The sequence below is a fragment of the Pseudomonas sp. CFBP 13710 genome (genome assembly GCF_014842235.1).
GTDB lineage: Bacteria > Pseudomonadota > Gammaproteobacteria > Pseudomonadales > Pseudomonadaceae > Aquipseudomonas > Aquipseudomonas baltica.
This window is the reverse complement of the sequence record NZ_JACYVJ010000010.1, coordinates 65,755-89,590: the sequence shown is the minus strand read 5'-3', so window position 1 is coordinate 89,590 and position 23,836 is coordinate 65,755. Positions and strand designations below refer to the sequence as shown.

21 protein-coding genes are annotated in these 23,836 nt (G+C 64.3%); 5 read left to right on the top strand and 16 right to left on the bottom strand.

The window, feature by feature from the left end:
* Positions 1-97: 97 nt before the first annotated feature.
* The 10 genes from dbpA to IFT44_RS18020 all read right to left on the bottom strand — a co-directional run bounded on the left by dbpA (position 98) and on the right by IFT44_RS18020 (position 13,465).
* Positions 98-1,435, bottom strand: coding sequence for an ATP-dependent RNA helicase DbpA (gene dbpA, locus IFT44_RS18065; RefSeq protein ID WP_240998843.1), 1,338 nt, complete (start codon positions 1,433-1,435; stop codon positions 98-100).
* 115 nt (positions 1,436-1,550) lie between these two features.
* Positions 1,551-2,978 carry a multidrug transporter subunit MdtD gene (gene mdtD / locus IFT44_RS18060; RefSeq protein ID WP_122479806.1) on the bottom strand — a complete coding sequence of 476 codons (1,428 nt, stop codon included), beginning with the start codon at positions 2,976-2,978 and terminating at the stop codon, positions 1,551-1,553.
* Positions 2,979-3,203: 225 nt separating this feature from the next.
* Positions 3,204-4,532 carry a TldD/PmbA family protein gene (locus IFT44_RS18055; RefSeq protein ID WP_192176345.1) on the bottom strand — a complete coding sequence of 443 codons (1,329 nt, stop codon included), beginning with the start codon at positions 4,530-4,532 and terminating at the stop codon, positions 3,204-3,206.
* The gene (locus tag IFT44_RS18050; protein WP_192176344.1) at positions 4,529-5,971 is read right to left on the bottom strand and encodes a TldD/PmbA family protein; all 1,443 of its coding nucleotides are present in this window, start codon (positions 5,969-5,971) and stop codon (positions 4,529-4,531) included. Before IFT44_RS18050 ends, IFT44_RS18055 begins: the two co-directional genes overlap by 4 nt.
* A gap of 174 nt (positions 5,972-6,145) precedes the next feature.
* Complete coding sequence (gene betA, locus IFT44_RS18045) at positions 6,146-7,852, bottom strand: choline dehydrogenase (RefSeq protein WP_192176343.1); 1,707 nt, start codon at positions 7,850-7,852, stop codon at positions 6,146-6,148.
* 92 nt (positions 7,853-7,944) lie between these two features.
* Positions 7,945-9,417 (bottom strand): betaine-aldehyde dehydrogenase, encoded by a 1,473-nt coding sequence (betB, locus tag IFT44_RS18040; protein ID WP_185794756.1) that lies wholly within the window; start codon positions 9,415-9,417, stop codon positions 7,945-7,947.
* A 48-nt stretch (positions 9,418-9,465) separates the two neighbouring features.
* Positions 9,466-10,059 (bottom strand): transcriptional regulator BetI, encoded by a 594-nt coding sequence (gene betI / locus IFT44_RS18035; protein WP_122479801.1) that lies wholly within the window; start codon positions 10,057-10,059, stop codon positions 9,466-9,468.
* Positions 10,060-10,418: 359 nt separating this feature from the next.
* Positions 10,419-11,600 carry a choline ABC transporter ATP-binding protein gene (gene choV, locus IFT44_RS18030; protein WP_192059496.1) on the bottom strand — a complete coding sequence of 394 codons (1,182 nt, stop codon included), beginning with the start codon at positions 11,598-11,600 and terminating at the stop codon, positions 10,419-10,421.
* Positions 11,597-12,442, bottom strand: coding sequence for a choline ABC transporter permease subunit (gene choW / locus IFT44_RS18025; RefSeq protein ID WP_043192362.1), 846 nt, complete (start codon positions 12,440-12,442; stop codon positions 11,597-11,599). The genes choV and choW overlap by 4 nt, the downstream gene beginning before the upstream one ends.
* A gap of 75 nt (positions 12,443-12,517) precedes the next feature.
* On the bottom strand, positions 12,518-13,465 hold the full coding sequence (locus IFT44_RS18020; protein ID WP_122479799.1) for a choline ABC transporter substrate-binding protein: 948 nt from the start codon (positions 13,463-13,465) through the stop codon (positions 12,518-12,520).
* Between the two features lie 650 nt (positions 13,466-14,115).
* Between IFT44_RS18020 and gbdR the strand changes: the two genes are divergently transcribed.
* Positions 14,116-15,210 carry a choline metabolism transcriptional regulator GbdR gene (gene gbdR / locus IFT44_RS18015; protein ID WP_122479798.1) on the top strand — a complete coding sequence of 365 codons (1,095 nt, stop codon included), beginning with the start codon at positions 14,116-14,118 and terminating at the stop codon, positions 15,208-15,210.
* A 105-nt stretch (positions 15,211-15,315) separates the two neighbouring features.
* On the opposite strand, the gene IFT44_RS18010 is transcribed toward gbdR, so the two are convergent.
* Complete coding sequence (locus IFT44_RS18010; RefSeq protein ID WP_185794758.1) at positions 15,316-15,573, bottom strand: hypothetical protein; 258 nt, start codon at positions 15,571-15,573, stop codon at positions 15,316-15,318.
* Between the two features lie 212 nt (positions 15,574-15,785).
* Between IFT44_RS18010 and IFT44_RS18005 the strand changes: the two genes are divergently transcribed.
* The gene (locus IFT44_RS18005) at positions 15,786-17,018 is read left to right on the top strand and encodes an AAA family ATPase (RefSeq protein WP_192059499.1); all 1,233 of its coding nucleotides are present in this window, start codon (positions 15,786-15,788) and stop codon (positions 17,016-17,018) included.
* Complete coding sequence (locus IFT44_RS18000) at positions 17,015-17,641, top strand: hypothetical protein (protein ID WP_192176342.1); 627 nt, start codon at positions 17,015-17,017, stop codon at positions 17,639-17,641. The genes IFT44_RS18005 and IFT44_RS18000 overlap by 4 nt, the downstream gene beginning before the upstream one ends.
* Before the next feature lie 245 nt (positions 17,642-17,886).
* Here IFT44_RS18000 and IFT44_RS17995 read toward each other — a convergent pair whose 3' ends face one another.
* The 4 genes from IFT44_RS17995 to choX all read right to left on the bottom strand — a co-directional run bounded on the left by IFT44_RS17995 (position 17,887) and on the right by choX (position 21,568).
* Positions 17,887-18,339 carry a thioesterase family protein gene (locus tag IFT44_RS17995; RefSeq protein ID WP_185794761.1) on the bottom strand — a complete coding sequence of 151 codons (453 nt, stop codon included), beginning with the start codon at positions 18,337-18,339 and terminating at the stop codon, positions 17,887-17,889.
* Complete coding sequence (locus IFT44_RS17990) at positions 18,336-19,301, bottom strand: L-carnitine dehydrogenase (protein ID WP_122479794.1); 966 nt, start codon at positions 19,299-19,301, stop codon at positions 18,336-18,338. Before IFT44_RS17990 ends, IFT44_RS17995 begins: the two co-directional genes overlap by 4 nt.
* Positions 19,302-19,473: 172 nt before the next feature.
* Complete coding sequence (locus IFT44_RS17985) at positions 19,474-20,358, bottom strand: 3-keto-5-aminohexanoate cleavage protein (RefSeq protein ID WP_122479793.1); 885 nt, start codon at positions 20,356-20,358, stop codon at positions 19,474-19,476.
* A 289-nt stretch (positions 20,359-20,647) separates the two neighbouring features.
* Complete coding sequence (gene choX / locus IFT44_RS17980) at positions 20,648-21,568, bottom strand: choline ABC transporter substrate-binding protein (protein ID WP_185794763.1); 921 nt, start codon at positions 21,566-21,568, stop codon at positions 20,648-20,650.
* Between the two features lie 245 nt (positions 21,569-21,813).
* On the opposite strand from choX, the gene IFT44_RS17975 reads away from it, so the two are divergent.
* Together IFT44_RS17975 and IFT44_RS17970 are read left to right on the top strand one after the other, a co-directional pair.
* Positions 21,814-22,761: a GlxA family transcriptional regulator gene (locus tag IFT44_RS17975; RefSeq protein WP_192176341.1), complete on the top strand. Its 948-nt coding sequence runs from the start codon at positions 21,814-21,816 to the stop codon at positions 22,759-22,761.
* 379 nt (positions 22,762-23,140) lie between these two features.
* Positions 23,141-23,398 carry a hypothetical protein gene (locus IFT44_RS17970; RefSeq protein ID WP_122479790.1) on the top strand — a complete coding sequence of 86 codons (258 nt, stop codon included), beginning with the start codon at positions 23,141-23,143 and terminating at the stop codon, positions 23,396-23,398.
* A gap of 19 nt (positions 23,399-23,417) precedes the next feature.
* Here the strand turns inward: IFT44_RS17970 and IFT44_RS17965 are convergent, their stop codons facing one another.
* On the bottom strand, positions 23,418-23,834 hold the full coding sequence (locus IFT44_RS17965) for a DUF3010 family protein (RefSeq protein ID WP_192176340.1): 417 nt from the start codon (positions 23,832-23,834) through the stop codon (positions 23,418-23,420).
* Positions 23,835-23,836 lie beyond the last annotated feature (2 nt).

Genomic DNA, 23,836 nt, shown 5'->3' with positions numbered 1-23,836 from the left:
TGGGAGCCCGCTCCCACAAGGTTAAGCGTTCGGACATCACCCTGTGGGAGCGGGGCGGGCGGCGAGCCCTCTGCCCGCGAAGAGGCCTGGCCTGCGGTCAGAGAATCCGTACGCGCAGCGAACGGCCCTTGATCTTGCCGCTGTTCAGACGCTGCAGCGCCTGCTTGGCGATTCCGCGCTCCACGGCCACGAACGCCTGGAAATCGAAAATGGCGATCTTGCCGACCTGGGTGCCGGGAATGCCCGCATCGCCAGTCAGCGCGCCGAGGATATCGCCCGGCCGTACCTTGTCCTTGCGCCCGGCGCCGATGCACAGGGTGCTCATTGGCGGCAGCAGCGGCTCGCCGCCCTTGGAAGTCAGGCTGTCGAGTTCGGCCCAGGCCAGCGGCGACTTCTGCAGTTGCTCGATGGCCTGGGCGCGGTGCGCCTCGGCGGGGGCGACGAAGCTGATCGCCAGGCCTTTCTCGCCAGCGCGACCGGTACGGCCCACGCGGTGGATGTGGATTTCCGAGTCACGCGCCAGCTCGACGTTGATCACCATGTCCAGGGCATCGATGTCCAGGCCACGGGCGGCCACGTCGGTGGCCACCAGCACCGACGTACTGCGGTTGGCGAACATTGCCAGAACCTGGTCGCGGTCGCGCTGTTCCAGGTCGCCATGCAGCGCCACGGCGCTGATCCCCTTGCTGGTCAGGTGATCGACCACTTCCTGGCATTGCTGCTTGGTGTAGCAGAAGGCAACGCAGGACTGTGGGCGGAAGTGGCCCAGGGCGCGCACCACGGCGGCCATGCGGTCATCCGGCGAGATTTCGTAGAAGCGCTGCTCGATCTGGCTGTCGGCATGCAGTGCCTCGGCCTTGACCTGCTGTGGATCGCGCATGAACTTGGACGACAGCTGCTTGATGCCGACCGGGTAGGTGGCCGAGAACAGCAAGGTCTGCCGGCGTTCCGGGGTCTGCTCGATGATGTCGGCGATAGAGTCGTAGAAGCCCATGTCGAGCATGCGGTCGGCTTCGTCGAGCACCAGCGTGTTGAGCCCGTCGAGCACCAGCGAACCTTTGCGCAGGTGTTGCTGGATGCGTCCCGGCGTGCCGACGATGATGTGCGCGCCGTGTTCCAGCGAGGCGATCTGCGGGCCGAACGACACGCCGCCGCACAGGGTCAGCACCTTGATGTTGTCTTCGGCGCGGGCCAGGCGACGGATTTCCTTGGCCACCTGGTCGGCCAGCTCGCGCGTGGGGCACATGATCAGCGCCTGGCAGCCGAAATAGCGCGGGTTGATCGGGTTCAGCAGGCCGATGCCGAACGCGGCCGTCTTGCCGCTGCCGGTCTTGGCCTGGGCGATCAGGTCCATGCCCTTGAGAATCACCGGCAGGCTCTGCGCCTGGATCGGCGTCATCTGGGCATACCCGAGGGATTCCAGGTTGGCCAGCATGGCGGCGGACAGAGGCAGCGTGTTGAAAGCAGTGGCAATGGTGGTCACGGGACGGGCCTGCAAAACAAAATGTCGCGCAGTGTATCAGCCCCGTGGCCTTTCGCCCTAAGCCTGCTTAGTGCTCCACCGGAGGTTCCTGACGAGGTGCGCGCCGTCCATCGCTGTCGGACAGTTGCACGAAGATCCCGGCAGCCAGCATCGCCATCAACCCGATGGTCAGGAACGTGGCCTGGAACGCACCCAGCACCGTGTCCACCCCCTCGTTGCCCAGGGACGCAGTGAATCCGCCCAGCAGAGCACCGGCGCAGGCCACGCCCAGGCCGAGGGAGAGCTGCGCCACCACCGAGAGCAGACCGTTGCCACTGCTGGCGCTTTCGTCGTCCAGATCGATCAGGGTCACGGTGTTCATCGCCGCGAACTGCAGCGAGTTGACTGCGCCGAGCAAGCCCAGTTGGGTCAACAGCAGCCAGTAGGGGGTGGTTTCCGAGACCAGGCCGAGGCTGGCCAGCAACACGCCCAGCAGCAAGGTGTTGCCGGTGAGCACGATGCGATAGCCGAAGCGTTCGATGATCGGCCGGGAAAACGACTTGGAAACCATGGCGGCTGCCGCCAGCGGAATCATGCTCATGCCGGCTTCCGAAGGCGAATGCCCCAGGGCGACTTGCAGCAGCAACGGCACCATGAACGGCAGGGCGCCACTGCCCAGGCGAGCGAACAGATTGCCGAGAATGCCGATGGCGAAAGTGCGCGTGCGAAACAGGTTCGGCGAGAACAGCGGGTTGTCGATCTGCCCCGCCCGCAGCCAGTAGGCGGCCAGGCAGGCCATGCCGACGAACAGCAGCAGCATCACCCGCAGGTGCGGCAAGTGCAGCTCGCCCAGGCCCTCCATGGCGATGGTGATGAGTACCATCGCCGCCCCGAACAGCACGAAGCCGATGCCATCGAAGCGCGTGCGTTCGGCGCCGCGCAGGTCGGGTACGAAGTGCCACACCGCCCAGCAGCCCAGTGCGCCCACCGGCAGGTTGATGAGGAAGATCCAGTGCCAGCTCAGCCATTCGACCATCCAGCCACCCAGGGTCGGCCCCAGCAGCGGGCCGAGCAAGGCAGGCACGGTGATGAAGCTGAGGATGCGCACCAGCTCCGAGCGCGGGTAGGCGCGCAGCACCACCAGCCGGCCCACCGGGAGCATCAGGGCACCGCCCAGGCCCTGAATCACCCGAGCCGCGACCAGCATCGCCAGGCTCTGGGAAAGCGCGCACAGCAGCGAGCCGATGCTGAACAGCATGATGGCGCTGAAGAACACCTTGCGCGTGCCGAAGCGGTCGGAAATCCAGCCTGAGGCGGGGATCAGCAGCGCGACCGTCAGCATGTAGGCGATGATCACCGATTGCATGCGCAACGGGTTTTCCGCCAGGTCGCTGGCCATGGCCGGCAGCGCGGTGTTGAGGATGGTGCCGTCCAGGGCCTGCATGAAGAAGGCAATGGCGATGACCCAGGGCAGCCAGCGAGTGGTAGCGGGATCCAGTGTTGGGCGCGTGGACATGGGGCCTCTTGTTGTTTGAGGTGAATGACGAATGTTCGTGGCAAACCCCGTAGGAGCGGTCACCGCGGTATGCCTGACGCTCTGCGGTGCGCCTTTCGCGGCCACGGGCCGCTCCTACAGTGACCGCAGTGCCGCGACCTGTCGTAGGAGCGGTCACCGGCCGCGAAGGGTTGCCGCGGTGTACCTGACGCTCTGCGGTGCCCTTTTCGCGGCCACGGGCCGCTCCTACAGCGTCAACAGCAACCGCTTCACCAACGCGCCGGGCAGCAAACTGGAGCTGGTCTGGCGCTCACCGTAGGTGCTGGTCGAGAGGATCAGCTCGCGCTCGGTCGTCAGCGCTTCCAGCTGGTCCCCCAGGACACTGTAGACGCTGTCGTCGAAACGCATGGTCTGGACCGGTGCAACGATCTGACCGTCCTCCACCCAGAAAGTGGCGAACCGAGTCAGCCCGGTCATGCGCGCCGCTGGCATGTCGGAGTAGTTCAGGTACCACAGGTTACTGATGTACAGCCCGGTGCCGAGGCGTTGCAGCACCTGGGCCAAAGGCAGGTCACCGGCGGCCATCTGCAGCGCGCCGGGCATTTCCGAGTTGTCCGCGCCGTTGCCTTGCAGGCCGTATTCGGCCGCGCTGCGCGAGTCCACCAGGCGTTCGACGGCCAAGCCGTGGCTGACCAGCGAGAGGTCCTTGCGCGGATAGCCTTCCAGGGAAAACGCCGGGGTCAACGAACCGCTGATGCGCTCCTCGAAGCTCACCTGCGCACTCAAGCGTGCCTCGCCGGCGTACAGCCGTTGCAGGGGGCTGTTCTTGCTGGCGATGGCTTGTGCAGAGAAACCGCCCCAGCCCAGCATGCCGATGATTTCATCCAGGGCCGCCGGCGCCAGGTAGGCGCGATACGCGCCCGGCAACAGCACCTTGGGCGGTCGGCTCAGGTACTCCAGCTGTTCGCGGGCCTGGGCCAGGCGATCGGCGAAGGCGCGTGCCTGCCACTGCTGGCCGGCATAGTTCGCCTTGACTGCCTCGCCGTTGGCATGGAAGAGGCTGAAATCGAAATTGAAACTGTTGGCCTGATGCCAACCGCAGGCCCCGTCGCTGTTGGCGAAACCGCGGCAGATCGTGCCCGCGGCATAGATGCCGACCAGGTCCAGGCCGCTGGCCGCCGAACCTATCTGTTCGACCACCTGACCTGCATCGGGCAAGGGCGTGTCGTCGACATGACGGGTCTGCCACGGCGAGGTGTCGAGTTGCAGGTAGGGGTCCGGTTGCAGCAGCGGCAGCGTCTGGCTCAACTGGTGCAGGGCCTGGGTCAGACGCTGCCGGTCCACCTCCAGGTCCTCGGCCAAGGTCAGTTGCAGCTCGGCCTGACGACCGTCTTCGATCAGCTTCAGCGACACCGTGGCCTGGGCAACCTGCCCCGCCTGGCGTACCCGGGCGTGGTTGAATCGGATGAAATCCGAGGCCTCGGCGTTGTAGCTCAGGGTGAAGCGCTGGGTCGGGGCCGCAGCCTGGCGCAGCCACTGCACCAGTGCCTGGAAATGCTCGGCGTGATGGCTCATGCGTCACCTCCGAAAACGTCGATCTGGCTGAACACGCAACTGGGCGAAGCGTGCCCCACACGGATGACCTGATTGGGCTCGCCCTTGCCGCAGTTGGGCGTGCCCAGCACCTGCAGCGTGCTGGCGTCGCCCACGGCGCTGAGTTTTTTCCAGAAGCTGGCGGAAATACCGCGATAGTTGGGGTTCTTGACCACGCCCTTGAGTTCGCCGTTCTCGATCAACCGACCCCATTCGCAGCCGAACTGGAATTTGTTGCGCGCATCGTCGATCGACCAGGAACGGTTGGTGGACATCAGGATGCCGTGCTCGATGCCGGCGATCAATTGTGCCTGGCTGTGCTCGCCCGGTTCGATGTTGAGGTTGGCCATGCGGTCGATCGGTGCCCGGTTCCAGCTGCTGGCGCGGCTGTTGGCCACTCCGGCCATACCGCTGCGGTATTGCGATAGCGCGCCGCCCAGTGGCCGGACCAGTACGCCATCGCGAATCAGCCACTGCTTGCTCGCTGCAGTGCCGTCGTCGTCATGGGCATAACTGGCCAGCTCGTGGGGAATGTCCGGGTCGAAGGTCACATTGAGCAGCGGCGAGCCATACTGCAGGTGACCGAAGTCTTCGACCTTGACGAAGCTGGTGCCCGCGTAGTTGCGCTCATCACCCAGGATGCGGTCCAGCTCCAACGGGTGGCCGATGGATTCGTGGATCTGCAGCATCATCTGGTCGGGCGTCAGCAGCAGGTCGCGCGGGCCGTGTGGGGCGTTGGGCGCCAGCAGCAACTGCAGGGCCTGGTCGGCGACCTGGCGAGCCGCGCCGACGATGCCGCAGCGCTCTATCACGTCGACACCGCCTTGCTGGCCGAAATTGTCGCGGCCCAGGCTGCGGGTCTGGCTGTCGTTGCCATCGAAAGCGGTGACGCTCAAGCCAGGAAAGACGAAGCGCTGCGCCTGGCGGATCTGCGCGCCGGCACTGTTCAGGTAGATCTGTTCGACATCGGTGACGCCCAGGCCGGCATACCAGCTGACCAGGCGGGAGTCGTCGGGCACGCTGGCCGACTCTTCGTTGAGCAATTGGTAGCACTGGGCCAGAGTCGGGAAGGCTGCCTGCACGTCGGGGGAGAGGTAGTCGCTGCGGGCACTGCTGACCGGTTGTTGCTGCAGGTCGAGCAGGGCATGCGCGGCGATCGCGCCTGCTTGCTGTTCGGCACGCGCCAGGGCCTGCTGCAACCCTTGCAGGGAAAGGTCGCCGGTGGCGGCATAGGCTTCCACGCCATGCACTCGAACGGTGATCATCACGCCTTCGTCGAGGCTCAGGCTCGGCGGTTCGGCAATGTTCTTGCGCACGGCCAGGTGCTGGCTGGATTGGCGCACGTGGCGCAGGGAGAAGAATTCGGCGCGGGTGCGCAGGGCAGCGAAGCGTTGTTGCAAGGTGGCGGTGAAATCGAACATGGACGGGCCTCTGGGGGGCGTCGGTGCTCGGCCTGTTCGCGGCCGCTGACCGTTCCTACAGGGGATTACTGTGTCCTGTAGGCGCGGACAGCGGCCGTGAAAAAGTCCGCAAACCGAACCGGAATCTGGCAGGCCCACAGCTTAGGCCTGCCACCGGCACGGAGCAAATCTGGATCAGCCGCGGGTGGTCGCGCCCACTTCGCGCATCGGCTTGCCGCGTACTGGCGCATCGCCGGCGACATAGTAGGCCGCGGTCGAACGCGCTTCGGGCTTGCGGCCACGAATGCGGTCGGCGATCTTCTCGGCGATCATGATGGTCGGCGCGTTCAGGTTGCCGGTGGTGATGATCGGCATGATCGAAGCGTCGACCACACGCAAGCCTTGCAGGCCATGCACGCGACCCTGACCATCGACCACAGCCATGTCGTCGGTGCCCATCTTGCACGAGCACGACGGGTGATAAGCCGTTTCGGCATGCTCGCGGATGAACTGGTCCAGCTGCTCGTCCGTCTGCACTTCGATGCCTGGGCTGATTTCACGCCCGCGGTACTGGTCCAGCGCCGGCTGCTGCATGATCTCGCGGGTCAGGCGGATGCCGTCGCGGAACTCCTGCCAGTCCTGCTCGCTGGCCATGTAGTTGAACAGGATGCTCGGGTAGTCGCGCGGGTTCTTCGACTTGACGTTGACCCGGCCGCGACTCGGCGAGCGCATCGAGCCCACGTGAGCCTGGAAGCCGTGTTCCTGAACGCCCTTGGTGCCGTTGTAATTGATCGCCACCGGGAGGAAGTGGTACTGGATGTTCGGCCATTCGAACTCAGGGCGCGAGCGGATGAAACCACCGGCCTCGAACTGGTTGCTGGCACCGATACCAGTGCCCAGGAACATCCATTCGGCGCCGATCTGCGGCTGGTTCCACCACTTCAGCGACGGGTACAGCGAGACTGGCTGGGTGCAGCTGTATTGCAGGTACATTTCCAGGTGGTCCTGCAGGTTCTGACCCACGCCTGGCAAGTCATGCACAACGTCGATGCCCAGGGGCTGGAGCACCTCGGCCGGGCCGACGCCGGAGCGCTGCAGAATCTGTGGCGAGGCGATGGCGCCGCCGCACAGCAGCACTTCCTTGCGGGCGCGCGCTTGAATACGCTCGTCGCTGTCACCGACCAGATAGCTGACGCCAACCGCGCGCTTGCCGTCGAAGACGATCTTGTCGGTCAGGGCGTGAGTGACGATGGTCAGGGTGTCGCGTTGCTTGGCCTGGTCCAGATAGCCGCGCGCGGTGCTGGCGCGTCGGCCCTTGGGCGTCACCGTACGGTCCATGGGACCGAAGCCTTCCTGCTGGTAGCCATTGAGGTCGTCGGTGGGCGGGAAACCTGCCTGCACGCCGGCTTCGACCATGGCGGCGAACAGTGGATTGTTGCCGGCCTTGGGCGTGGTGACGCTGACCGGGCCTTCGCCGCCATGGTAGTCGTTGGGGCCGATGTCACGGGTTTCGGCCTTGCGGAAATACGGCAGGCAATCCAGATAGCTCCAGTCTTCCAGGCCCGGCAGCTTGGCCCAGCCGTCGTAGTCCATGGCGTTGCCGCGGATGTAGCACATGCCATTGATCAGAGAAGAGCCGCCCAGGCCCTTGCCGCGGCCACATTCCATGCGGCGGTTGTCCATGTGCGGCTCGGGCTCGGTCTCGTAGGCCCAGTTGTAGCGACGGCCCTGCAGCGGAAAGGCGAGGGCGGCGGGCATCTGGGTACGGAAGTCCAGGCGGTAGTCCGGCCCGCCGGCTTCGAGCAGCAGAACCGTCACGCCCGGGTCTTCGGTCAGGCGCGTGGCCAGGGTGTTACCGGCCGAACCGGCGCCGATGATGATGTAGTCGAATTCCTGGGACATGGAGGTTCCCTCTTTGAAAAAATGGCAAGGTAGGCAGGGTGTCAGGTCTGGCCTATTCGCGGGCAGAGCCCGCTCCCACAAGGGATTCGGGGTCAGAACACCGAAACGTAATCGCCCAGTTCTACCTGTACCGATTTGATCCGGGTGTACTGCGCCAGCGAACTGATACCGTTCTCGCGGCCCACACCGGATTGCTTGTAGCCACCCACCGGCATCTTCGCGTCGGACTCGCCCCAGGCGTTGATCCAGCAAATGCCTGCTTCGAGCTGATGGATCACACGGTGCGCACGGTTCAGATCGCGAGTGACCACACCGGCAGCCAGGCCCATCTCGGTCGCGTTGGCGCGGCGGATCACTTCCTCTTCGCTGTCGTAGCCGAGGATGCTCATCACCGGGCCGAAGATTTCTTCACGCACGATGGTCATCTCGTCGCTGCAGTCGGTGAACACGGTCGGGGCGACGAACGCACCCTTGCCCAGTTCACCGTCGCTCAGCCGCTCGCCGCCGCACAGCAGGCGCGCGCCCTCGGCCTTGCCCTTGGCGATGTGGCCCAGCACGTTTTCCATGTGGGCAAAGCTCACCAGCGGACCGAAATTGGTGTTCTCGTCTTCAGGGTTACCGATGCGGATACGCTGCACACGTTCCAGGATCTTCGCTTCCAGCTGGGCCTTCAGCGCGTTGGGCACGAACACTCGGGTGCCGTTGGTGCACACCTGGCCGGAGCTGTAGAAGTTGGCCATCATGGCGATATCGGCGGCCTTGTCGAGGTCGGCATCGTCGAAAATGATCAGCGGCGACTTGCCGCCCAGTTCCATGGTCACTTCCTTGAGCGAAGAACTCGAGGCGCTGGCCATGACCTTCTTGCCGGTGCTGACGCCGCCGGTGAACGAGATCTTCTCGATACGCGGATGCTCGGTGAGCCACGCACCGACTTCGCTGCCGCTGCCGGTGAGCACGTTGAACACGCCATCGGGCAGACCGGCTTCGGTGTAGATCTCGGCCAGCTTGAGCGTGGTCAGCGAGGTGACTTCGCTGGGCTTGAAGATCATCGCGTTACCGGCGGCCAGCGCCGGTGCGGACTTCCACAAGGCGATCTGGATCGGATAGTTCCAGGCGCCGATACCGGCGGTCACGCCCAAGGGCTCGCGGCGGGTGTAGACGAAGGAAGTGTCGCGCAGCGGGATCTGTTCGCCTTCGATGGCGGGCACCAGGCCGGCGTAGTATTCCAGCACGTCGGCACCGGTCACGATGTCGACGTAGCGGGTTTCCGAATAGGACTTGCCGGTGTCCAGGGTTTCCAGCAGGGCCAGTTCGTCGTTGCGTTCGCGCAGCAGGTCGACGGCTTTGCGCAGCACTCGCGAGCGCTCCATGGCGGTCATCGCGGCCCAGACTTTCTGGCCTTTCTCGGCGCTGGCGACGGCTTTCTCGACGTCCTGGGCAGTGGCGCGCTGGACCTGCGCCAGCACCTCACCGGTGGCCGGGTTGACGGCATCGAAGGTGCCGCTGCCGCTGGCGTCCACGTAGCCGCCATCGATGTAGAGTTTTTGCGTTGGGAAACGGGCCATAAGATCCTCGCGGTGCAGTTAAGGTGGCAGCAGGCGAGGCGCGAAGCTTCAGCGCTGCTGTTTTGCCAGTTGCATGTCCATGTATTCGCAGGCGATACGGTGAGCCTGGGCGGTGTCGAAGGCATCGCCCGACAGCGCGCCGCGCAACCACAGACCGTCGATCAGGGCGGCCAGGCCGCGTGCGGCGTTGCGTGCCTGTTCCACCGGCAATTCACGGCGAAACTGGCAGCACAGGTTGGAATACAGGCGGTGATCGTTGATCCGCTGCAACCTGTGCAGAGACGGCTGATGCATGCTGGTGGCCCAGAAGGCCAGCCAAGTCTTCATGGCCGGAGCGTTGACCTGGCTGGCGTCGAAGTTGCCTTCGATGATCACCTGCAGGTGCGCCCTGGCGCTGTCGTCGTTCAAGGCTTGTCGCCGTGTGGCGACGTTGTCGATCAGAACGTTCATCAAGTGGCGCATGGTCGCCGCGATCAGGCCGTTCTTGTCCTGAAAGTAGTGACTGATGATGCCGTTCGACACACCGGCCAGACGGGCAATCAAAGCGATGCTGGCGTCACTCATGCCGACCTGATCGACCGCCTGGAGCGTGGCTTCGATCAACTGTTGGCGGCGGATGGGTTGCATACCGACCTTGGGCATTGGGCAAATCTCCTTGGGCCTGCAGTACGGGCAGTGAGTGACAGCCGACTGAAGCCAGTCTAGTTTATTTTTATTGAACGATCAATCAATAAAAAAGGACGGGTGAATGTGCGCGTGGTTTTAGAGGATTGGGAAGGGGAAGGCAATGGGCTTCGAGAGGGGGGGTGTCAGGTAGGTTGCGGTGATGCATTCGCGGCCGCTGACCGCTCCTACAGGGAATCGCGCAGTCGTGTAGGAGCGGTCCGTGGCCGCGAAAAGGACGGCGCGGTGGATCAGGGGGAATGCGGCGAGGCCTTCGCGGCCGCTGACCGCTCCTACAGGGGATGGCGCCCACAGGGTGTGGCCAGCAGAGGGAAGGCTCAGCCCAGGTTCTTGCCCAGCAGGGCATGGTACAGCTCGGTGTCCCCGAGGATGCCTACCACCTGCTTGTCGCTGTCCTGCAGCACCAGTTTGTGCCCGGTCTGGTAGCGGATCTGCAGGGCGTCGCGCATGCCGATGTCGGCATGGACCAACGTCGGGCGCCGCCCCAGGCCTTCCATGGCTTGCCCCGGTGCCCAGCCTTGCAGGTCGAGCACGGCATCGCCCTGACGTGCGCTGGTCAGCGAGTTGCCGGCGCCCAGGTTCAGCCATGAATCCACGCCTGGGTCCAGGCACACCGAACCATTGACGCGCGTGCACTTGTCCAGCGTGCGCATCAGGCTGCGCCCGCACAGCACATTGAGTGGATTGGTGTGAGCCACGAAGGTCCGCACGTAGTCGTCGGCCGGGTTGAGCACGATGTCCTCGGGCACGCTGTACTGAATGATCCGCCCGTCTTTCATGATGGCGATGCGGCTGCCCAGTTTGAGCGCTTCGTCCAGGTCATGGCTGACGAACACGATGGTCTTGTTCAGCTTGCGTTGCAGCTCCAGCAGCTCGTCCTGCAGGCCTTGGCGGATCAATGGGTCGAGCGCCGAGAAGGGCTCGTCCATCAGCAGGATGTCGGCATCCATGGCCAGCGCCCGGGCCAGGCCCACACGCTGCTGCATGCCGCCGGACAGCTCGTCGGGTTTCTTGTTGCGCCACTGGGTCAGGCCCACCAGCTCCAGCTTCTCGTCGACCAGCTTGCGCCGTTCCTTTTCCGGACGGCCCTGCATCTCCAGGCCAAAGCTGATGTTCTCGCGCACCGTCAGCCAGGGCATCAGGGCAAACTTCTGGAACACCATGGCGATGCGCTGGGTGCGCATCATCTTCAGTTCCGCAGGTGTGCAGGAGGCGATGTCGATCTGGCGATCTTCATGCTCGACGAACAGCTTGCCGCGGCTCACGGTGTTCAACCCGTTGATGCAGCGCAGCAGGCTCGACTTGCCCGAACCGGATAGCCCCATCAGCACGCAGATCTCGCCCTTGTTGACGTCCAGGCTGGCTTTTTCCACGCCCACGATCTGCCCGGTCTTTTTCAGGATCTCGTTGCGGGTCAGGCCCTGGTCGAGCAGCTTCAATGCTTCGCGTGGATCCTTGGCGAAGATCACATCGACGTTGTCGAATCGAATAATGCTCATGCATCACCCCCTATCTTCACGTCAGGTTGTTTGCAGATTCGGTCCAGCATGATCGCCAGCAACACGATAGCCAGACCGGCTTCGAAGCCCAGGGCGATGTCGGCGGTGTTCAGCGCGTTGACCACCGGCTTGCCCAGGCCATCGGCGCCCACCAGAGCGGCGATCACCACCATCGACAGCGACAGCATGATGCACTGGGTGATACCGGCGGCGATGCTCGGCATGGCGTGCGGCAGTTCGATGCGCGACAGCAGTTGGCGTCGCGAGCAGCCGAAGGCCTTGCCGGCGTCCATCAGCTCTTGCGGCACGTCGCGGATGCCCAGGTAGGTGAGGCGAATCGGCGCGGCGATGGCGAACACCACCGTGGAAATCAGGCCTGGCACGACGCCCAGCCCGAACAGGGTGAGCGTGGGAATCAGGTAGACGAAGGTCGGTACCGTCTGCATCAGGTCGAGGACCGGGCGCATCATGGTGTAGAACATGGGTTTGTGCGCGGCCACGATGCCCAGCGGTACGCCGATGATCACGCAGACCAGAGTGGCGAACAGCACCTGCGCCAGGGTCTCCATGGTTTCCTGCCAGTACCCCAGGTTGAGGATCAGCAGGAACGACAGCGCCACGAACAGCGTGAGTCCCCATTTGCGCTGGATGAAGTGCGCCAGCGCGGCGATCAGTGCGGTGAGTACGTAGGGGTTGAACCAGGTGAGGCCGGCGGTGAAACCATGAATGATCGCTTCGAGCGTGGATGCGATGGCATCGAACGTCGAGGCCCCGTGTTGAGTGAGCCAATCGACGAACGCCGCGATGTACTCGCCCAGGGGGATCTTGTGGTCTGTCAGCATGGTAGTGAGTGTCCGCATGCGAGGGAACAAAGTGCCGGCCGGTGAGGCCGGCAACCGCCGGCCCGCTTGCCTGCGTTATTGCGCGAGCTTGGCCTTGACGGCTTCAAGACCCGGCTTGCCATCAATGGTGGTGACGCCAGCCAGCCAGGTGTCGAGCACCTGTGGGTTGTTTTTCAGCCAGGCCCGTGCGGCCGCGTCGGGTTTCTGCTTGTCGTCCAGGACATTGCCCATCAGCGTGCTCTCCATGGCCAGGCTGAACTGCAGGTTTTTCAGCAACTGGCCAACGTTGCTGCATTCTTGGGTGTAGCCCTTGCGGGTGTTGGTGTAGATGGTGGCCTGGCCGAAGTTGGGGCCGAAGAAGTCATCGCCGCCGGTCAGGTACTGCACCTTGAAGCGGGTGTTCATCGGGTGCGGTTCCCAGCCCAGGAACACCACGTCGGTGTTGCGCCGCTGAGCACGGTCGACCTGCGACAGCATGCCGGCCTCGCTGGATTCGACCACCTTGAAGCCGGCGTCCTTGAGGCCGAACGCGTTCTTGTCGATCATGCTCTGGATCAGGCGATTGCCGTCGTTGCCCGGCTCGATGCCGTAGATCTTGCCGTCCAGCTCCTTCTTGAACTTGACGATGTCGGCGAAATCCTTGAGGCCCTTGTCGTACAGTCCTTGAGGCACGGCCAGGGTGTACTTGGCGTTTTCCAGGTTGGCCCGTACCGTTTCCACGGTGCCGGCGTCGCGGTAGGGCTTGATGTCGTTTTCCATGGTCGGCATCCAGTTGCCGAGGAAGACGTCCATGTTCTTGCCATCGGCCAGGGACTTGTAGGTCACCGGTACGGAAATCATGGTGGTCTTGGTCTTGTAGCCCAGTGACTGCAGCACCGCGCTGGTAACCGCGGTGGTGACGGTGATGTCGGTCCAGCCGACATCGGAGAAATTCACAGTGGCGCATCGCGCCGGTTCCGCTGCTTGAGCCAGTGCAGGCAGGCCCAGCAGAGTAGCCAGCAGAATCGATGATGGACCTTTCATGGTGTGCTCCCGGTTTTTCTCGGCGTGGGCCTGACGGCGCGCCACGCTTGTCTGGATGCTCGATCGCCGCGCATGCGGCGGGTGCGCCGACACGGTGCCAGCGATGAGCCGTGAGTGATCATGTACCAGCGCAAATCAACCGCCTACAGGGTGCGTCGTATCCAGTGCGGACAGAGTCGTATCCAGTGTCGGTGACGTCGCTTACAGCTCATGAGGCTTGCAGCAGCGACCTTACCCGCGACATCGACGCACATCCACCTCTATGAGGTTGCCACACGAGCGTGCAGGCGTGAGCGCCACGCCTCTTTTTCGCGCGCTGTTCCCGAGATCCTTCGATCCACGCGCGCAGGGCCTGGCGACGGTGGGCAACGTGCTTGCGGTGACACTTGGCGGCGCAATGCCCCAACGGCTGCTACCGAAGTGCTCAGACCCCACGGCGGCTATGCTTTTGGCAAGAATCCAACGCCGCCGACGAAGACCCTGCGCACGGCTCTGCATAGCCCTGCGCGACGTCGTTTTCAGGCGCCGTGGAGTTTCCGACCAATTGTCGGCATGGCGTTTGCGTAGCAAAGTAAAGCCCCTGTCAAACAGAGGGTAATAACAAGAGCCTGCCTGAGGCCACCATCCGCTTCGCGTAAGGAGATACCGCAATGACGTCCTTCACCCCCGGCGCTCAACCGCAGACTCGCAGCCCTCAGTCCATCGGCTTCCTGCTGCTCGACAACTTCACGCTCATCTCCCTGGCCTCGGCGGTCGAACCGCTGCGCATGGCCAACCAGTTGTCCGGGCGCGAGCTGTATCGGTGGACCACCCTCAGCGCCGACGGTGGCCAGGTATGGGCCAGTGACGGACTGCAGATCACCCCGGATGCGGCCATGCACAAGGCTGCGCCGCTGGACGCGGTCATCGTCTGTGGCGGTGTCGGTATCCAGCGTGCCGTGGGCCGTGACCACGTCAGCTGGTTGCAGAGCCAGGCGCGGCAGTCCAAGCGCCTGGGTGCGGTCTGTACCGGTAGCTGGGCACTGGCCTGCGCCGGTCTGCTGGATGGCTTCGAATGCAGCGTGCACTGGGAATGCCTGGCCTCGATGCAGGAGGCCTTTCCTCGGGTGGCCATGAGCACGCGGCTGTTCACCCTCGACCGCAATCGCTTTACCAGTTCGGGCGGTACCGCGCCGCTGGACATGATGCTGCACCTGATCAGCCGCGATCATGGCCGCGAGCTGTCGGCGGCGATCTCCGAGATGTTCGTCTACGAGCGCATTCGCAACGAGCAGGATCATCAGCGCGTGCCGCTCAAGCACATGCTGGGCACCAACCAGCCGAAGTTGCAGGAAATCGTCGCGCTGATGGAAGCCAACCTGGAAGAGCCGATCGATCTGGACGAACTGGCGGTGTATGTAGCGGTGTCACGGCGCCAGCTGGAGAGGTTGTTCCAGAAATACCTGCACTGTTCGCCGTCGCGCTATTACCTCAAGTTGCGTCTGATTCGGGCGCGGCAGCTGCTCAAGCAGACGCCCATGTCGATCATCGAAGTGGCGTCGGTGTGCGGCTTCGTTTCCACGCCGCATTTCTCCAAGTGCTACCGCGAGTATTTCGGAATTCCGCCGCGCGACGAGCGGGTTGGTTCCAATACCACCCAGCAGGTGGCGATGTTGCCGATTCCGCAGGCCATGGTGCTGGCAGGTCCGTTGTCGGCATTGAGCCAGGCGCGCAACGAATCGACCTTTGCCAGTGTAAGGATCTGATACCCCAGCGCACCCTTCGCGGCCACTGACCGCTCCTACGGTAGTTCAGGCATCGCGACCTTCCGTAGGAGCGGTCAGCGGCCGCGAAAGGGCCGCCGCTGAAATTCAGGCCCGTTTCGAATGCTGGGCCAACGCTGGCAGCAAGGTCCGGTCGATCGCCTGGCGCACCGCTGGCAGGATGGTCGCGCTGCCCATCAGCATCTGTTCCACCATCTTGCGCAGGGCCTGGGCCCGTCCGCTGTCCAGGCCGCGCACTGCGCATTCACAGGCCTGCTCGGCCGTGGCGCCGGCTGGCATGTCGAAACCCAGCGCGCGTAGCTGGCCCAGCAGGTCATCCTGATCAATCAAGTCTGCATGCATCATGATGCTGATCCTTCTTCAAATGGCGTGACGGTGTGCCGATTCTGGTAGCCCTGCACGCGCTCGGCAAGCGTCGACGGTCGCCATGGCCGGATTGCACACAGGCAGGTCGTTTTTCGCATGCCTGCGTTCGGCCCTTGTAGCACCGGGGTATGGCACCGTGCGACGCAACCCTGAATACCCTTGCCGTTCACTTCCAATGGACGGCAATGGACATGCTCGACTTTCTCTCCTTCAAGGGCGTCGGCCCTTCTCCCGCGCTGGGGCCCATCGGGCTGGCGCCACGGCTGAACTTCATTACCGGTGACAACGGCCTGGGCAAGAGCTTCGTGCTCGATGCCGCCTGGTGGGTGCTGACCCGTACCTGGGCTGCGGGCAAACCCATCAAGGCGCGCGACAAGACGGCATTGCCGGTGATCGACTATCGGTTCACGGGTGCGGACCGCAGCGCCGGGCAGTGGGCCTGGCAGCAAGGCCGCTGGGCGGCGCTGGGCGACAGCACGCCGAGCCGTTCGCTGGTGGTGTATGCCCACGCCAACGGCACCTTCAGCGTCTGGGATCCGCTGCGCAATGCAGGCGAGCTGGCAGCCTATCACTTCGATGAAACCCAGTTGTGGCAGGGCGCTTCGATGGCTGGCCAGGGTCGCTTGTGCAACGGTTTGATCAGCGACTGGGTGCGTTGGCAGCGCAATCATGGCTGCAAGGCGTTCGCCGCCTTGAAGCAAGTACTGCATGCCCTGTCGCCCTCGCGCGAGGAGCTGTTGCTGCCCGGTCGCCCGTGTCACATCGGCCTGCTGGATGAAACCCAGTACCCGACCTTGCAGCGGCCCCAGGGGCAGGTGCCCCTGCCCGAAACCTCCAGTGCCATCCGCCGCGTGGTGGCCCTGGCCTACATGCTGGTCTGGACCTGGGAAGGGCACCGCCGCGCCTGCCGCCTGGCCGGTGTGCGGCCGAGCGATGAACTGGTGTTCCTGGTGGATGAGGTCGAATGCCATCTGCACGCTCAGTGGCAGCGCCGTATCGTCCCGGCGCTGATGGCCGTGGTCGGGGCGCTGACCCGTCAACGCCTGGCGGTGCAGATGATCGTGGCCACGCACTCGCCGCTGGTGCTGGCCTCCATGGAGACGCAGTTCGTCGAAGCGCGCGATGCACTCTTCACCTTGGGTGTGCAGGCCGGTGAAGTACAGCTGCACCGACACGTCTGGGCGCCCCAGGGCGATGCCGTGAACTGGCTGGTGTCCGAGAGCTTTGGCCTGCGCCAGGCGCGCTCGGTGGAAGCGGAAGCGGCGATCGATGCTGCCCAGGTCTGGATGCGCGGCGAGCGATCGGGGTTGCCCGAGGGGCTGGCCAGTGAAGCGGCGATCGAGTCGCAGCTGCTGCGCACCCTGCCCCCAGGGGACCATTTCTGGCCCGCCTGGGTGGTGACCAAGGCTGGAGCAGGGGCATGATCGAGCTCGTCAATCCGCTGCCCGAACCTCACGGCTTCGACGAGCGCTGCCGCCAACGCGGCAATGCCTGGTTGCAGGACAATCCCGACGCTGCCAGGCCACGCGACTACTGGTCGCCGTTTCGCCCGGAACTGGGCGAGGGCTTCGCCAACCGCTGCGCGTTCGGCGCCATGTACATTCCCAGCGGCACCGTGGAACATTTCATCAGCTGTGACCAGGACCGTGGCATGGCCTATGAGTGGAGCAACTACCGTTATGTCGACGCCTGGATGAACAGCGCCAAGGGCAGCAAGAAAGCCGAGGATTTTCTCGATCCGTTCGAGGTGCGCGAGGGCTGGTTCGAGGTGTTGCTGCCGTCGCTGCAACTGGTGTTGACCGACCAGGTGCCCGAAGCGGTGCGGGCGCGGGCCGAGTACACCCTCAAGCACCTGCCGCTGCGCGATGACGAGCGGGTGATGCGCGTGCGGCGGCAATGGTTGCGCTTGTTCGAAGAGGGCAAAGTCGGGCTGGAAGGGCTACGCGAGATGGCGCCGCTGATTGCGGCGGCGGTGGAGCGCCAGGCGGAGCGCAGTGCGGCTTTCGCGGCCGATGACCGCTCCTACGAGGCACCTCAAACCCCGTAGGAGCGGTCTGTGGCCGCGAAGGGCGCGATGCGATGTATCAGGCAGACCGCAGTGCGGCTTTCGCGGCCGATGACCGCTCCTACGAGGCGCCTCAAACCCCGTAGGAGCGGTCTGTGGCCGCGAAGGGGCGCGATGCGATGTATCAGGCAGAGCGCAGTGCGGCTTTCGCGGCCGATGACCGCTCCTACGAGGCACCAGAAACCCCGTAGGAGCGGTCCGTGGCCGCGAAGGGCGCGGCGTGGTATTCAGCCAGGCAACGCAATCCGTCGCCCTGCGTACTCCGCCTCGGGCTGTTGTCGCTGCGCTTCGAAAGCCTCGGCCAGCACGGCCAATGAAGGCACCCCGAACAGCGCCGACTTCGGCCCCTTCAGATCCACATGCAAGAGCATCTGCTCGCTGGCGGCCAGCACCTCGTCCGCGCCTTGCAGGTGCAGCGTGTGGTACACCTGCACCCGTTTGTGGTCATGGGCCAGCACCCGCGTACGCACCTGAACCTGCGCCCCTTGTTTCACTTCATGCAGATAGTTGAGGTGACATTCCAGCGTGAACAGCGAGCGCCCGTCACGCTGCGGATCCACTCCGATCCGCAGCATGAACGCATCGGTGGCGTAGCTGAAGATCAGCAGATAGAACGCATCGCGCAGATGCCCGTTGTAGTCCACCCACTCCGCGAGCACCGGCGTCTGGTAGGTGATCATTCGGCGAAGCTCATGCCGTGCCGGGCCTTGGTCACCCGTACTGCGTCCAGCACCGCCAGCAGGCAATCATCGCGATAGCGCTCCAGGGCGCCGATGCTGTGTTCGCCCAGCTGCGCCGAGGTGCCCGCGACCACCTCGTCGATCAGCGAATCGGTCAGCTCCGGCGCCGGCAGGTAGGTCCAGGGCAACTTCAGCGCCGGGCCGAACTGGTTCATGAAGTGCCGCATGCCGGCGTCGCCGCCCGCCAGGGTGTAGGTCAGAAACGTGCCCATGAACGACCAGCGCAAACCGGCGCCAAAGCGAATGGCGTCGTCGATCTCGCCCGTGGTGGCCACGCCGTCGTTGACCAGGTGCAAGGCTTCGCGCCACAAGGCCTCGAGCAGGCGATCGGCAATGAAACCGGGCACCTCCTTGCGCACGTGCAACGGGCGCATGCCCAGGCTCTCGTACACGGCGATGGCCGCCTGGATCGCCTCGGGAGCGGTGTGCCGGCCGCCGACCACTTCCACCAGCGGCAGCAGGTAGACCGGATTGAACGGATGGCCGACCACGCAGCGTTCCGGGTGTGTGGCGCCTTCATAGAATTCGCTGGGCAGCAGCCCTGACGTGCTGGAACCAATCAAGGCGTCGGGCTTGGCGGCGGCGCTGATTCGGGCGTGCAGGTCCAGTTTCAGTTCCAGCCGTTCTGGCGCGCTTTCCTGGATGAAGTCGGCGTCGCGCACACAGTCCTCGACGGTGGTGACAAAGCGCAGCCGCGACTGCGCTGCACCCGCCGCCAGGCCTTGCTTGACCAGGGCCGGCCAGGCGTTGGCGACGCGTTGGCGCAAGGCGGCTTCGGCGCCGGGCGCAGGGTCCCAGGCCACCACGTCCAGGCCATGGGCCAGGGCGCGGGCGACCCAGCCGCTGCCGATGACACCGCTGCCCAGGGCGGCGAAGGTTTTTATGTGGGTGATGTAGGTCATGGGTGTTCCTTTCTTTGGATTTCCAGGGTCTGTGCCGGCCTTTTCGCGGGCAGAACCCGCTCCCACAGGGAGTAGCGGCGCAGACTGGATCTGTGGCACATGGAGAACCTTGTGGAGCGGGGCGGGCGGCGAAGCTGCTACCCGCGAAGAGGCCTGGAGAGCACCAGAAAAATCAGCGGCTGACGAGGTTCATCTTTTTCCGCCCTTCGGCCGGTGTCAGCACCCGGGCGCCCAGCCGGGTAAGGATCTCGCCGGCGCGTTCGACCAATTGACCGTTGGTGGCCAACACGCCTTTCTCCAGCCAGATGTTGTCTTCCAGCCCGACCCGCACGTTGCCGCCCAGCAGCACCGCCTGCGCGGCCATGGGCATCTGCATGCGACCGATGCCGAAGCCGGCCCACACCGCGTCTGCCGGCAAGTTGTCGACCATGGCCTTCATGGTGGTGGTATCGGCCGGCGCACCCCATGGAATGCCCAGGCACAACTGGAACAGCGGATCGTGCAGCAAGCCTTCCTTGATCATCTGCTTGGCGAACCACAGGTGGCCGGTGTCGAAGATTTCCAGCTCGGCCTTCACGCCCAGCTCGGTGATGCGTTTGGCACCGGCACGCAATTGCGCGGGGGTGGACACGTAGATGCTGTTGCCGTCGCCGAAATTGAGGGTGCCGCAATCCAGGGTGCAGATCTCCGGCAGCAACGCTTCGACGTGAGCCAGGCGTGCCAGCGGGCCGATCAGGTCGGTGCCGGGGCCGAACGCCATCGGCGTTTCCCCAGGGCCGATCTCGAGGTCGCCACCCATGCCGGCGGTGAGGTTGACGATGATGTCGATGTCGGCCTCGCGAATGCGCTCCATGACTTCCCGGTACAGCGCCACGTCGCGGCTGAAGCGGCCGGTATGTGGGTCGCGGACATGGCAGTGCACGACCGTGGCGCCCGCCTTGGCTGCCTCTACGGCGGCGGCGGCGATCTGTTTCGGCGTGACCGGAACATGCGGGCTTTTCGCGGTGGTGTCGCCAGCACCGGTCAAAGCGCAGGTGATGATGACGTCGTGGTTCATTGCAGGGTTCCTTGAGGTGTGTGTCTGATGTAACGCGGTTGTTGNCGGCGCGAGCCGCGTCGGCGGTATTGCGGTGTAACTGATGCAGCGCGGTTGTTCCCGGACGTACAAGGGAAACGCGCTGTTCTGTAGCAGCGGCGCGAGCCGCGTTGGCGGTATCTGCGGTGTGGCTGATGCAGCGCGGTCTTGTTCATCTACCGTGGTGAACCATTCGCGGGTAGAACCCGCTCCCACAGAACCTGCTCCCACAGAACCCGCTGCCACAGGCGGCGCTGCTACAGGGGTGCGTTCAAGCGGCGGGTTTGCCGTCGAAGGTGGTGACGCCTTGCAGCCAGCGCTGGCGGTCCTGAGGGTGGTCCTTGAGCCATTGCCGTGCCGAGTCGAAGGCGTCCTTGTGCTCCAGCAGCGGCTGCATCATTCGGCTCTCGTCGGCGGCCGTGAAGGTCAGGTTGCCCAGCAGTTTGTCCACGTTCGGGCAGCGGCTGGCGTAGTCCGGCGCGGTCACTGTCCACACCGTGGCCATGCCTTCGTTCGGGCCCAGGGCATCTTCACTGCCGCTCAGGTAGGTCATGTCCTGATTGACGTTCATCGGGTGCGGCGCCCACCCGAAGAACACGATGGCCTCGTTGCGCTTCACCGCGCGCGTCACCGCCGAGAGCATGCCGGCTTCACTGGACTCGACAAGTTGAAAGTCGCCCAGGCCGAAGCGGTTCTTGGCAATCATGTCCTTGATCTGCGTGTTGGCGCCCGACCCCGGTTCGATACCGTAGATCTTGCCGCCCAGTTCCTTCTTGAATTTGGCAATGTCGGCGAAGCTTTTCAGGCCTTTGTCGGCCAGGTAGGTCGGCACGGCCAACGTGGCGCGGGCGTCCTTCAAGCTGGGCTCGGCCAGCACGCGGACCTGCTTCTGTTCCACGAAGGGAGTGATGGTCTGGGTCATCAACGGGTTCCAGTAACCCAGAAACATATCCAGGCGCTGGTCGCGGATACCGGCGAAGATGATCTGCTGGGACGCGCTGGTCTGTTTGACGCTGTAGCCCAGGTCGTCGAGCAGCACCTGGGTCATGGCGCTGGTGGCGATCACGTCGGTCCAGTTGACCACGCCCAGGCGCACGTTCTTGCAACTGGCCGGTTCCGCGGCGCTGGCCGTGCCGGTCAGCAGCGCGGTACCGGTAAGCATCAGCAGGCAGCAGCTGATCAATCTGTTCATGATGGCTCCCTCAGGCGGCAGTTCGAATTGTTATGGGGGCGGCGTCTGCGCGCCGTTTGCATAAGGTACGCAGGCCGTTGGCGGAAAAAACGCACTGCGGCGACCGGCTCTTGCACAGTGGCGACGTGGTGGGTATTAGTGGTGTTTCACAGAGGCCCTCTTCGTGGGCAGAGGGCTCGCCGCCCGCCCCGCTTCCACAGGATCGCGCTGTGGGATCGCTGACCGCAGAATTCACAGAGCACACCATGGCCCAAGACTTCAATTTCCTGTTGCTGCCCGGATTTTCCGCAATCGGCTTCATCTCGGCGATCGAGCCTCTGCGCGTGGCCAACCGCTTTCGCGGCGAGCTGTACCGGTGGCAGGTGCTGAGCCTGGACGGCGGCGCGGTACTGGCCAGCAACGGCATGTCGGTGAATGCCGATGGGGGACTCGGGCCGCTGGCCAAGGGCGTGACGTTGTTGGTGGTGGCTGGCTTCGAGCCGCTGGCAGCCTTTGATGCAACGCTGCGCGATTGGCTGCGGCGTCTGGATCGTGAGGGCGTGACCCTGGGTGGTATCGACACCGGCAGTTTCGTCCTGGCCGAGGCGGGCTTGCTCGAGCGCCACCGCGTGGCGCTGCACTGGGAGGCCTTGGATGCTTTTCGCGAATCCTACCCCGCGCTCAGCGCCAGCCAGGAGCTGTTCGAGACCGACAGCCTGCGCATCACCTGCGCCGGCGGTACTGCCTGCATCGATCTGATGCTCGATCTGATCGGCCAGGCCCATGGCAGCCCGCTGGCCATCCAGGTGTCCGAGCAGTTCGTGGTGGGGCGCATTCGCCCGCGCAAGGACCACCAGCGCATGGAAATCGCTTCACGCTACGGCCTCAGCAACAAAAAGCTGGTGCAGGTGATCGGCGAGATGGAACAGCACACCGAACCGCCGCTGAGCACCTTGCAGCTGGCCGACCTGGCCAAGGTCACTCGCCGCCAGCTGGAGCGCTTGTTCCGTCTGCATCTGAACGACACCCCGAGCAACTTCTACTTGCGCCTGCGCCTGGAAAAAGCCCGGCAGCTGCTGCGCCAGACCCAGATGAGCGTGCTGGAGGTGAGCATTGCCTGCGGTTTCGACTCGCCGTCGTATTTCACCCGCAGCTATCGGGCGCGCTTTGCCCGCTGCCCGCGGGAAGATCGGCGCGGGCGCGAGTCGGGGTAGGTCGTTCACCATGCAGCGGCCGTGCCGACGCCTTCGCGGCCACTGGCCGCTCCTACGGAAGGACTGTGATCCCTCTGCCTTCGCGGCCACTGGCCGCTCCTACGGAAGGACTGTGATCCCTCTGCCGCCTGAGCCACTGGCCGCTCCTGCGGAAGGACTGTGATTCCTCTGCCGCCTGAGCCACTGGCCGCTTCTGCGGAAGGACTGTGATTCCTCTGCCGCCTGGGCCACTGGCCGCTCCTGCGAATGGAATGTGTGCGTGTCGTAGGAGCGGTCTGTGGCCGCGAAGGCGCCGGTAGGGCCAATGCATATGTACCGTTCTGGCACGGCAGGCGGCCGCTAACCTGCGCGCTCATTCAGCGATAGAGGAATCATAGAGATGAGCAAGCAAGTCATGGGTGCGCCAATTCTGGCAGTGGCTCTTCTGGCATTGGCCGGGCCGGCAGCGGCGGCGTGGTACGACTGCCGGGTCATCGACAACCAGGCCGACGACGCCTGGAACAACACCCTGGTTGATCTGCCCGTGGAGGCCGACAGCCTGGCGGATGCCGAGCACAAGACGCGTGCGTTCGTGGCGCAGGACCCCAGCAATCCGACCGACATCGGCTTGGACTGCCGGGTAAACGAGGAGGAATGAAAGACGACTGTTGACCGTTTCAGCGCGCCTTGAGCAATACCGCGCAGGCAGCCTTGTAGGCTTCGTGCTGGTATTTGTTCAAGCTGCCTGGCAGCTCGGCCAGCTTCTTGGCCTGGGCGCTGATGGTCTGCGGCGACACCAGCACTGCCTCGCAGCCTTCGAGCAGCTGCAGCACGCCTTCGATCTTGAAAGTGGTCGGCCCGCCGGCGAATTCGCCTTTCTTGCCACGCTTCTTGATGGCAAGCATCTTCAACCCGTTGTCGCCGACGAAAGCGGCCACCTGTTCGCGAAACTGCCGCACGTTCGCCGCGATATCATCGTCTTCCAGCGCGATCTTCTTGAGGGAAGTGGGAAGATGCGCCAAGTCGGCACCGTCGAATTCCACCACTGCAAAGATCGCTTCGCTGCCCTTGATCTCGACCCCGACTATTTTCACGC

Bases quoted from the DNA above. Each gene is read 5' to 3' on its own strand.
- choX (WP_185794763.1), bottom strand. From the start codon at position 21,568: ATGAACAGATTGATCAGCTGCTGCCTGCTGATGCTTACCGGTACCGCG.
- IFT44_RS18000 (WP_192176342.1), top strand. From the start codon at position 17,015: ATGATCGAGCTCGTCAATCCGCTGCCCGAACCTCACGGCTTCGACGAG.
- choW (WP_043192362.1), bottom strand. From the start codon at position 12,442: ATGCTGACAGACCACAAGATCCCCCTGGGCGAGTACATCGCGGCGTTC.
- betI (WP_122479801.1), bottom strand. From the start codon at position 10,059: ATGCCCAAGGTCGGTATGCAACCCATCCGCCGCCAACAGTTGATCGAA.
- IFT44_RS18020 (WP_122479799.1), bottom strand. From the start codon at position 13,465: ATGAAAGGTCCATCATCGATTCTGCTGGCTACTCTGCTGGGCCTGCCT.
- IFT44_RS18010 (WP_185794758.1), bottom strand. From the start codon at position 15,573: ATGATGCATGCAGACTTGATTGATCAGGATGACCTGCTGGGCCAGCTA.
- gbdR (WP_122479798.1), top strand. From the start codon at position 14,116: ATGACGTCCTTCACCCCCGGCGCTCAACCGCAGACTCGCAGCCCTCAG.
- IFT44_RS17970 (WP_122479790.1), top strand. From the start codon at position 23,141: ATGAGCAAGCAAGTCATGGGTGCGCCAATTCTGGCAGTGGCTCTTCTG.
- IFT44_RS17975 (WP_192176341.1), top strand. From the start codon at position 21,814: ATGGCCCAAGACTTCAATTTCCTGTTGCTGCCCGGATTTTCCGCAATC.
- dbpA (WP_240998843.1), bottom strand. From the start codon at position 1,435: ATGCTGGCCAACCTGGAATCCCTCGGGTATGCCCAGATGACGCCGATC.
- IFT44_RS17990 (WP_122479794.1), bottom strand. From the start codon at position 19,301: ATGACCTACATCACCCACATAAAAACCTTCGCCGCCCTGGGCAGCGGT.
- betA (WP_192176343.1), bottom strand. From the start codon at position 7,852: ATGTCCCAGGAATTCGACTACATCATCATCGGCGCCGGTTCGGCCGGT.
- IFT44_RS17985 (WP_122479793.1), bottom strand. From the start codon at position 20,358: ATGAACCACGACGTCATCATCACCTGCGCTTTGACCGGTGCTGGCGAC.
- IFT44_RS17995 (WP_185794761.1), bottom strand. From the start codon at position 18,339: ATGATCACCTACCAGACGCCGGTGCTCGCGGAGTGGGTGGACTACAAC.
- choV (WP_192059496.1), bottom strand. From the start codon at position 11,600: ATGAGCATTATTCGATTCGACAACGTCGATGTGATCTTCGCCAAGGAT.
- IFT44_RS18005 (WP_192059499.1), top strand. From the start codon at position 15,786: ATGCTCGACTTTCTCTCCTTCAAGGGCGTCGGCCCTTCTCCCGCGCTG.
- IFT44_RS18055 (WP_192176345.1), bottom strand. From the start codon at position 4,532: ATGAGCCATCACGCCGAGCATTTCCAGGCACTGGTGCAGTGGCTGCGC.
- IFT44_RS18050 (WP_192176344.1), bottom strand. From the start codon at position 5,971: ATGTTCGATTTCACCGCCACCTTGCAACAACGCTTCGCTGCCCTGCGC.
- mdtD (WP_122479806.1), bottom strand. From the start codon at position 2,978: ATGTCCACGCGCCCAACACTGGATCCCGCTACCACTCGCTGGCTGCCC.
- betB (WP_185794756.1), bottom strand. From the start codon at position 9,417: ATGGCCCGTTTCCCAACGCAAAAACTCTACATCGATGGCGGCTACGTG.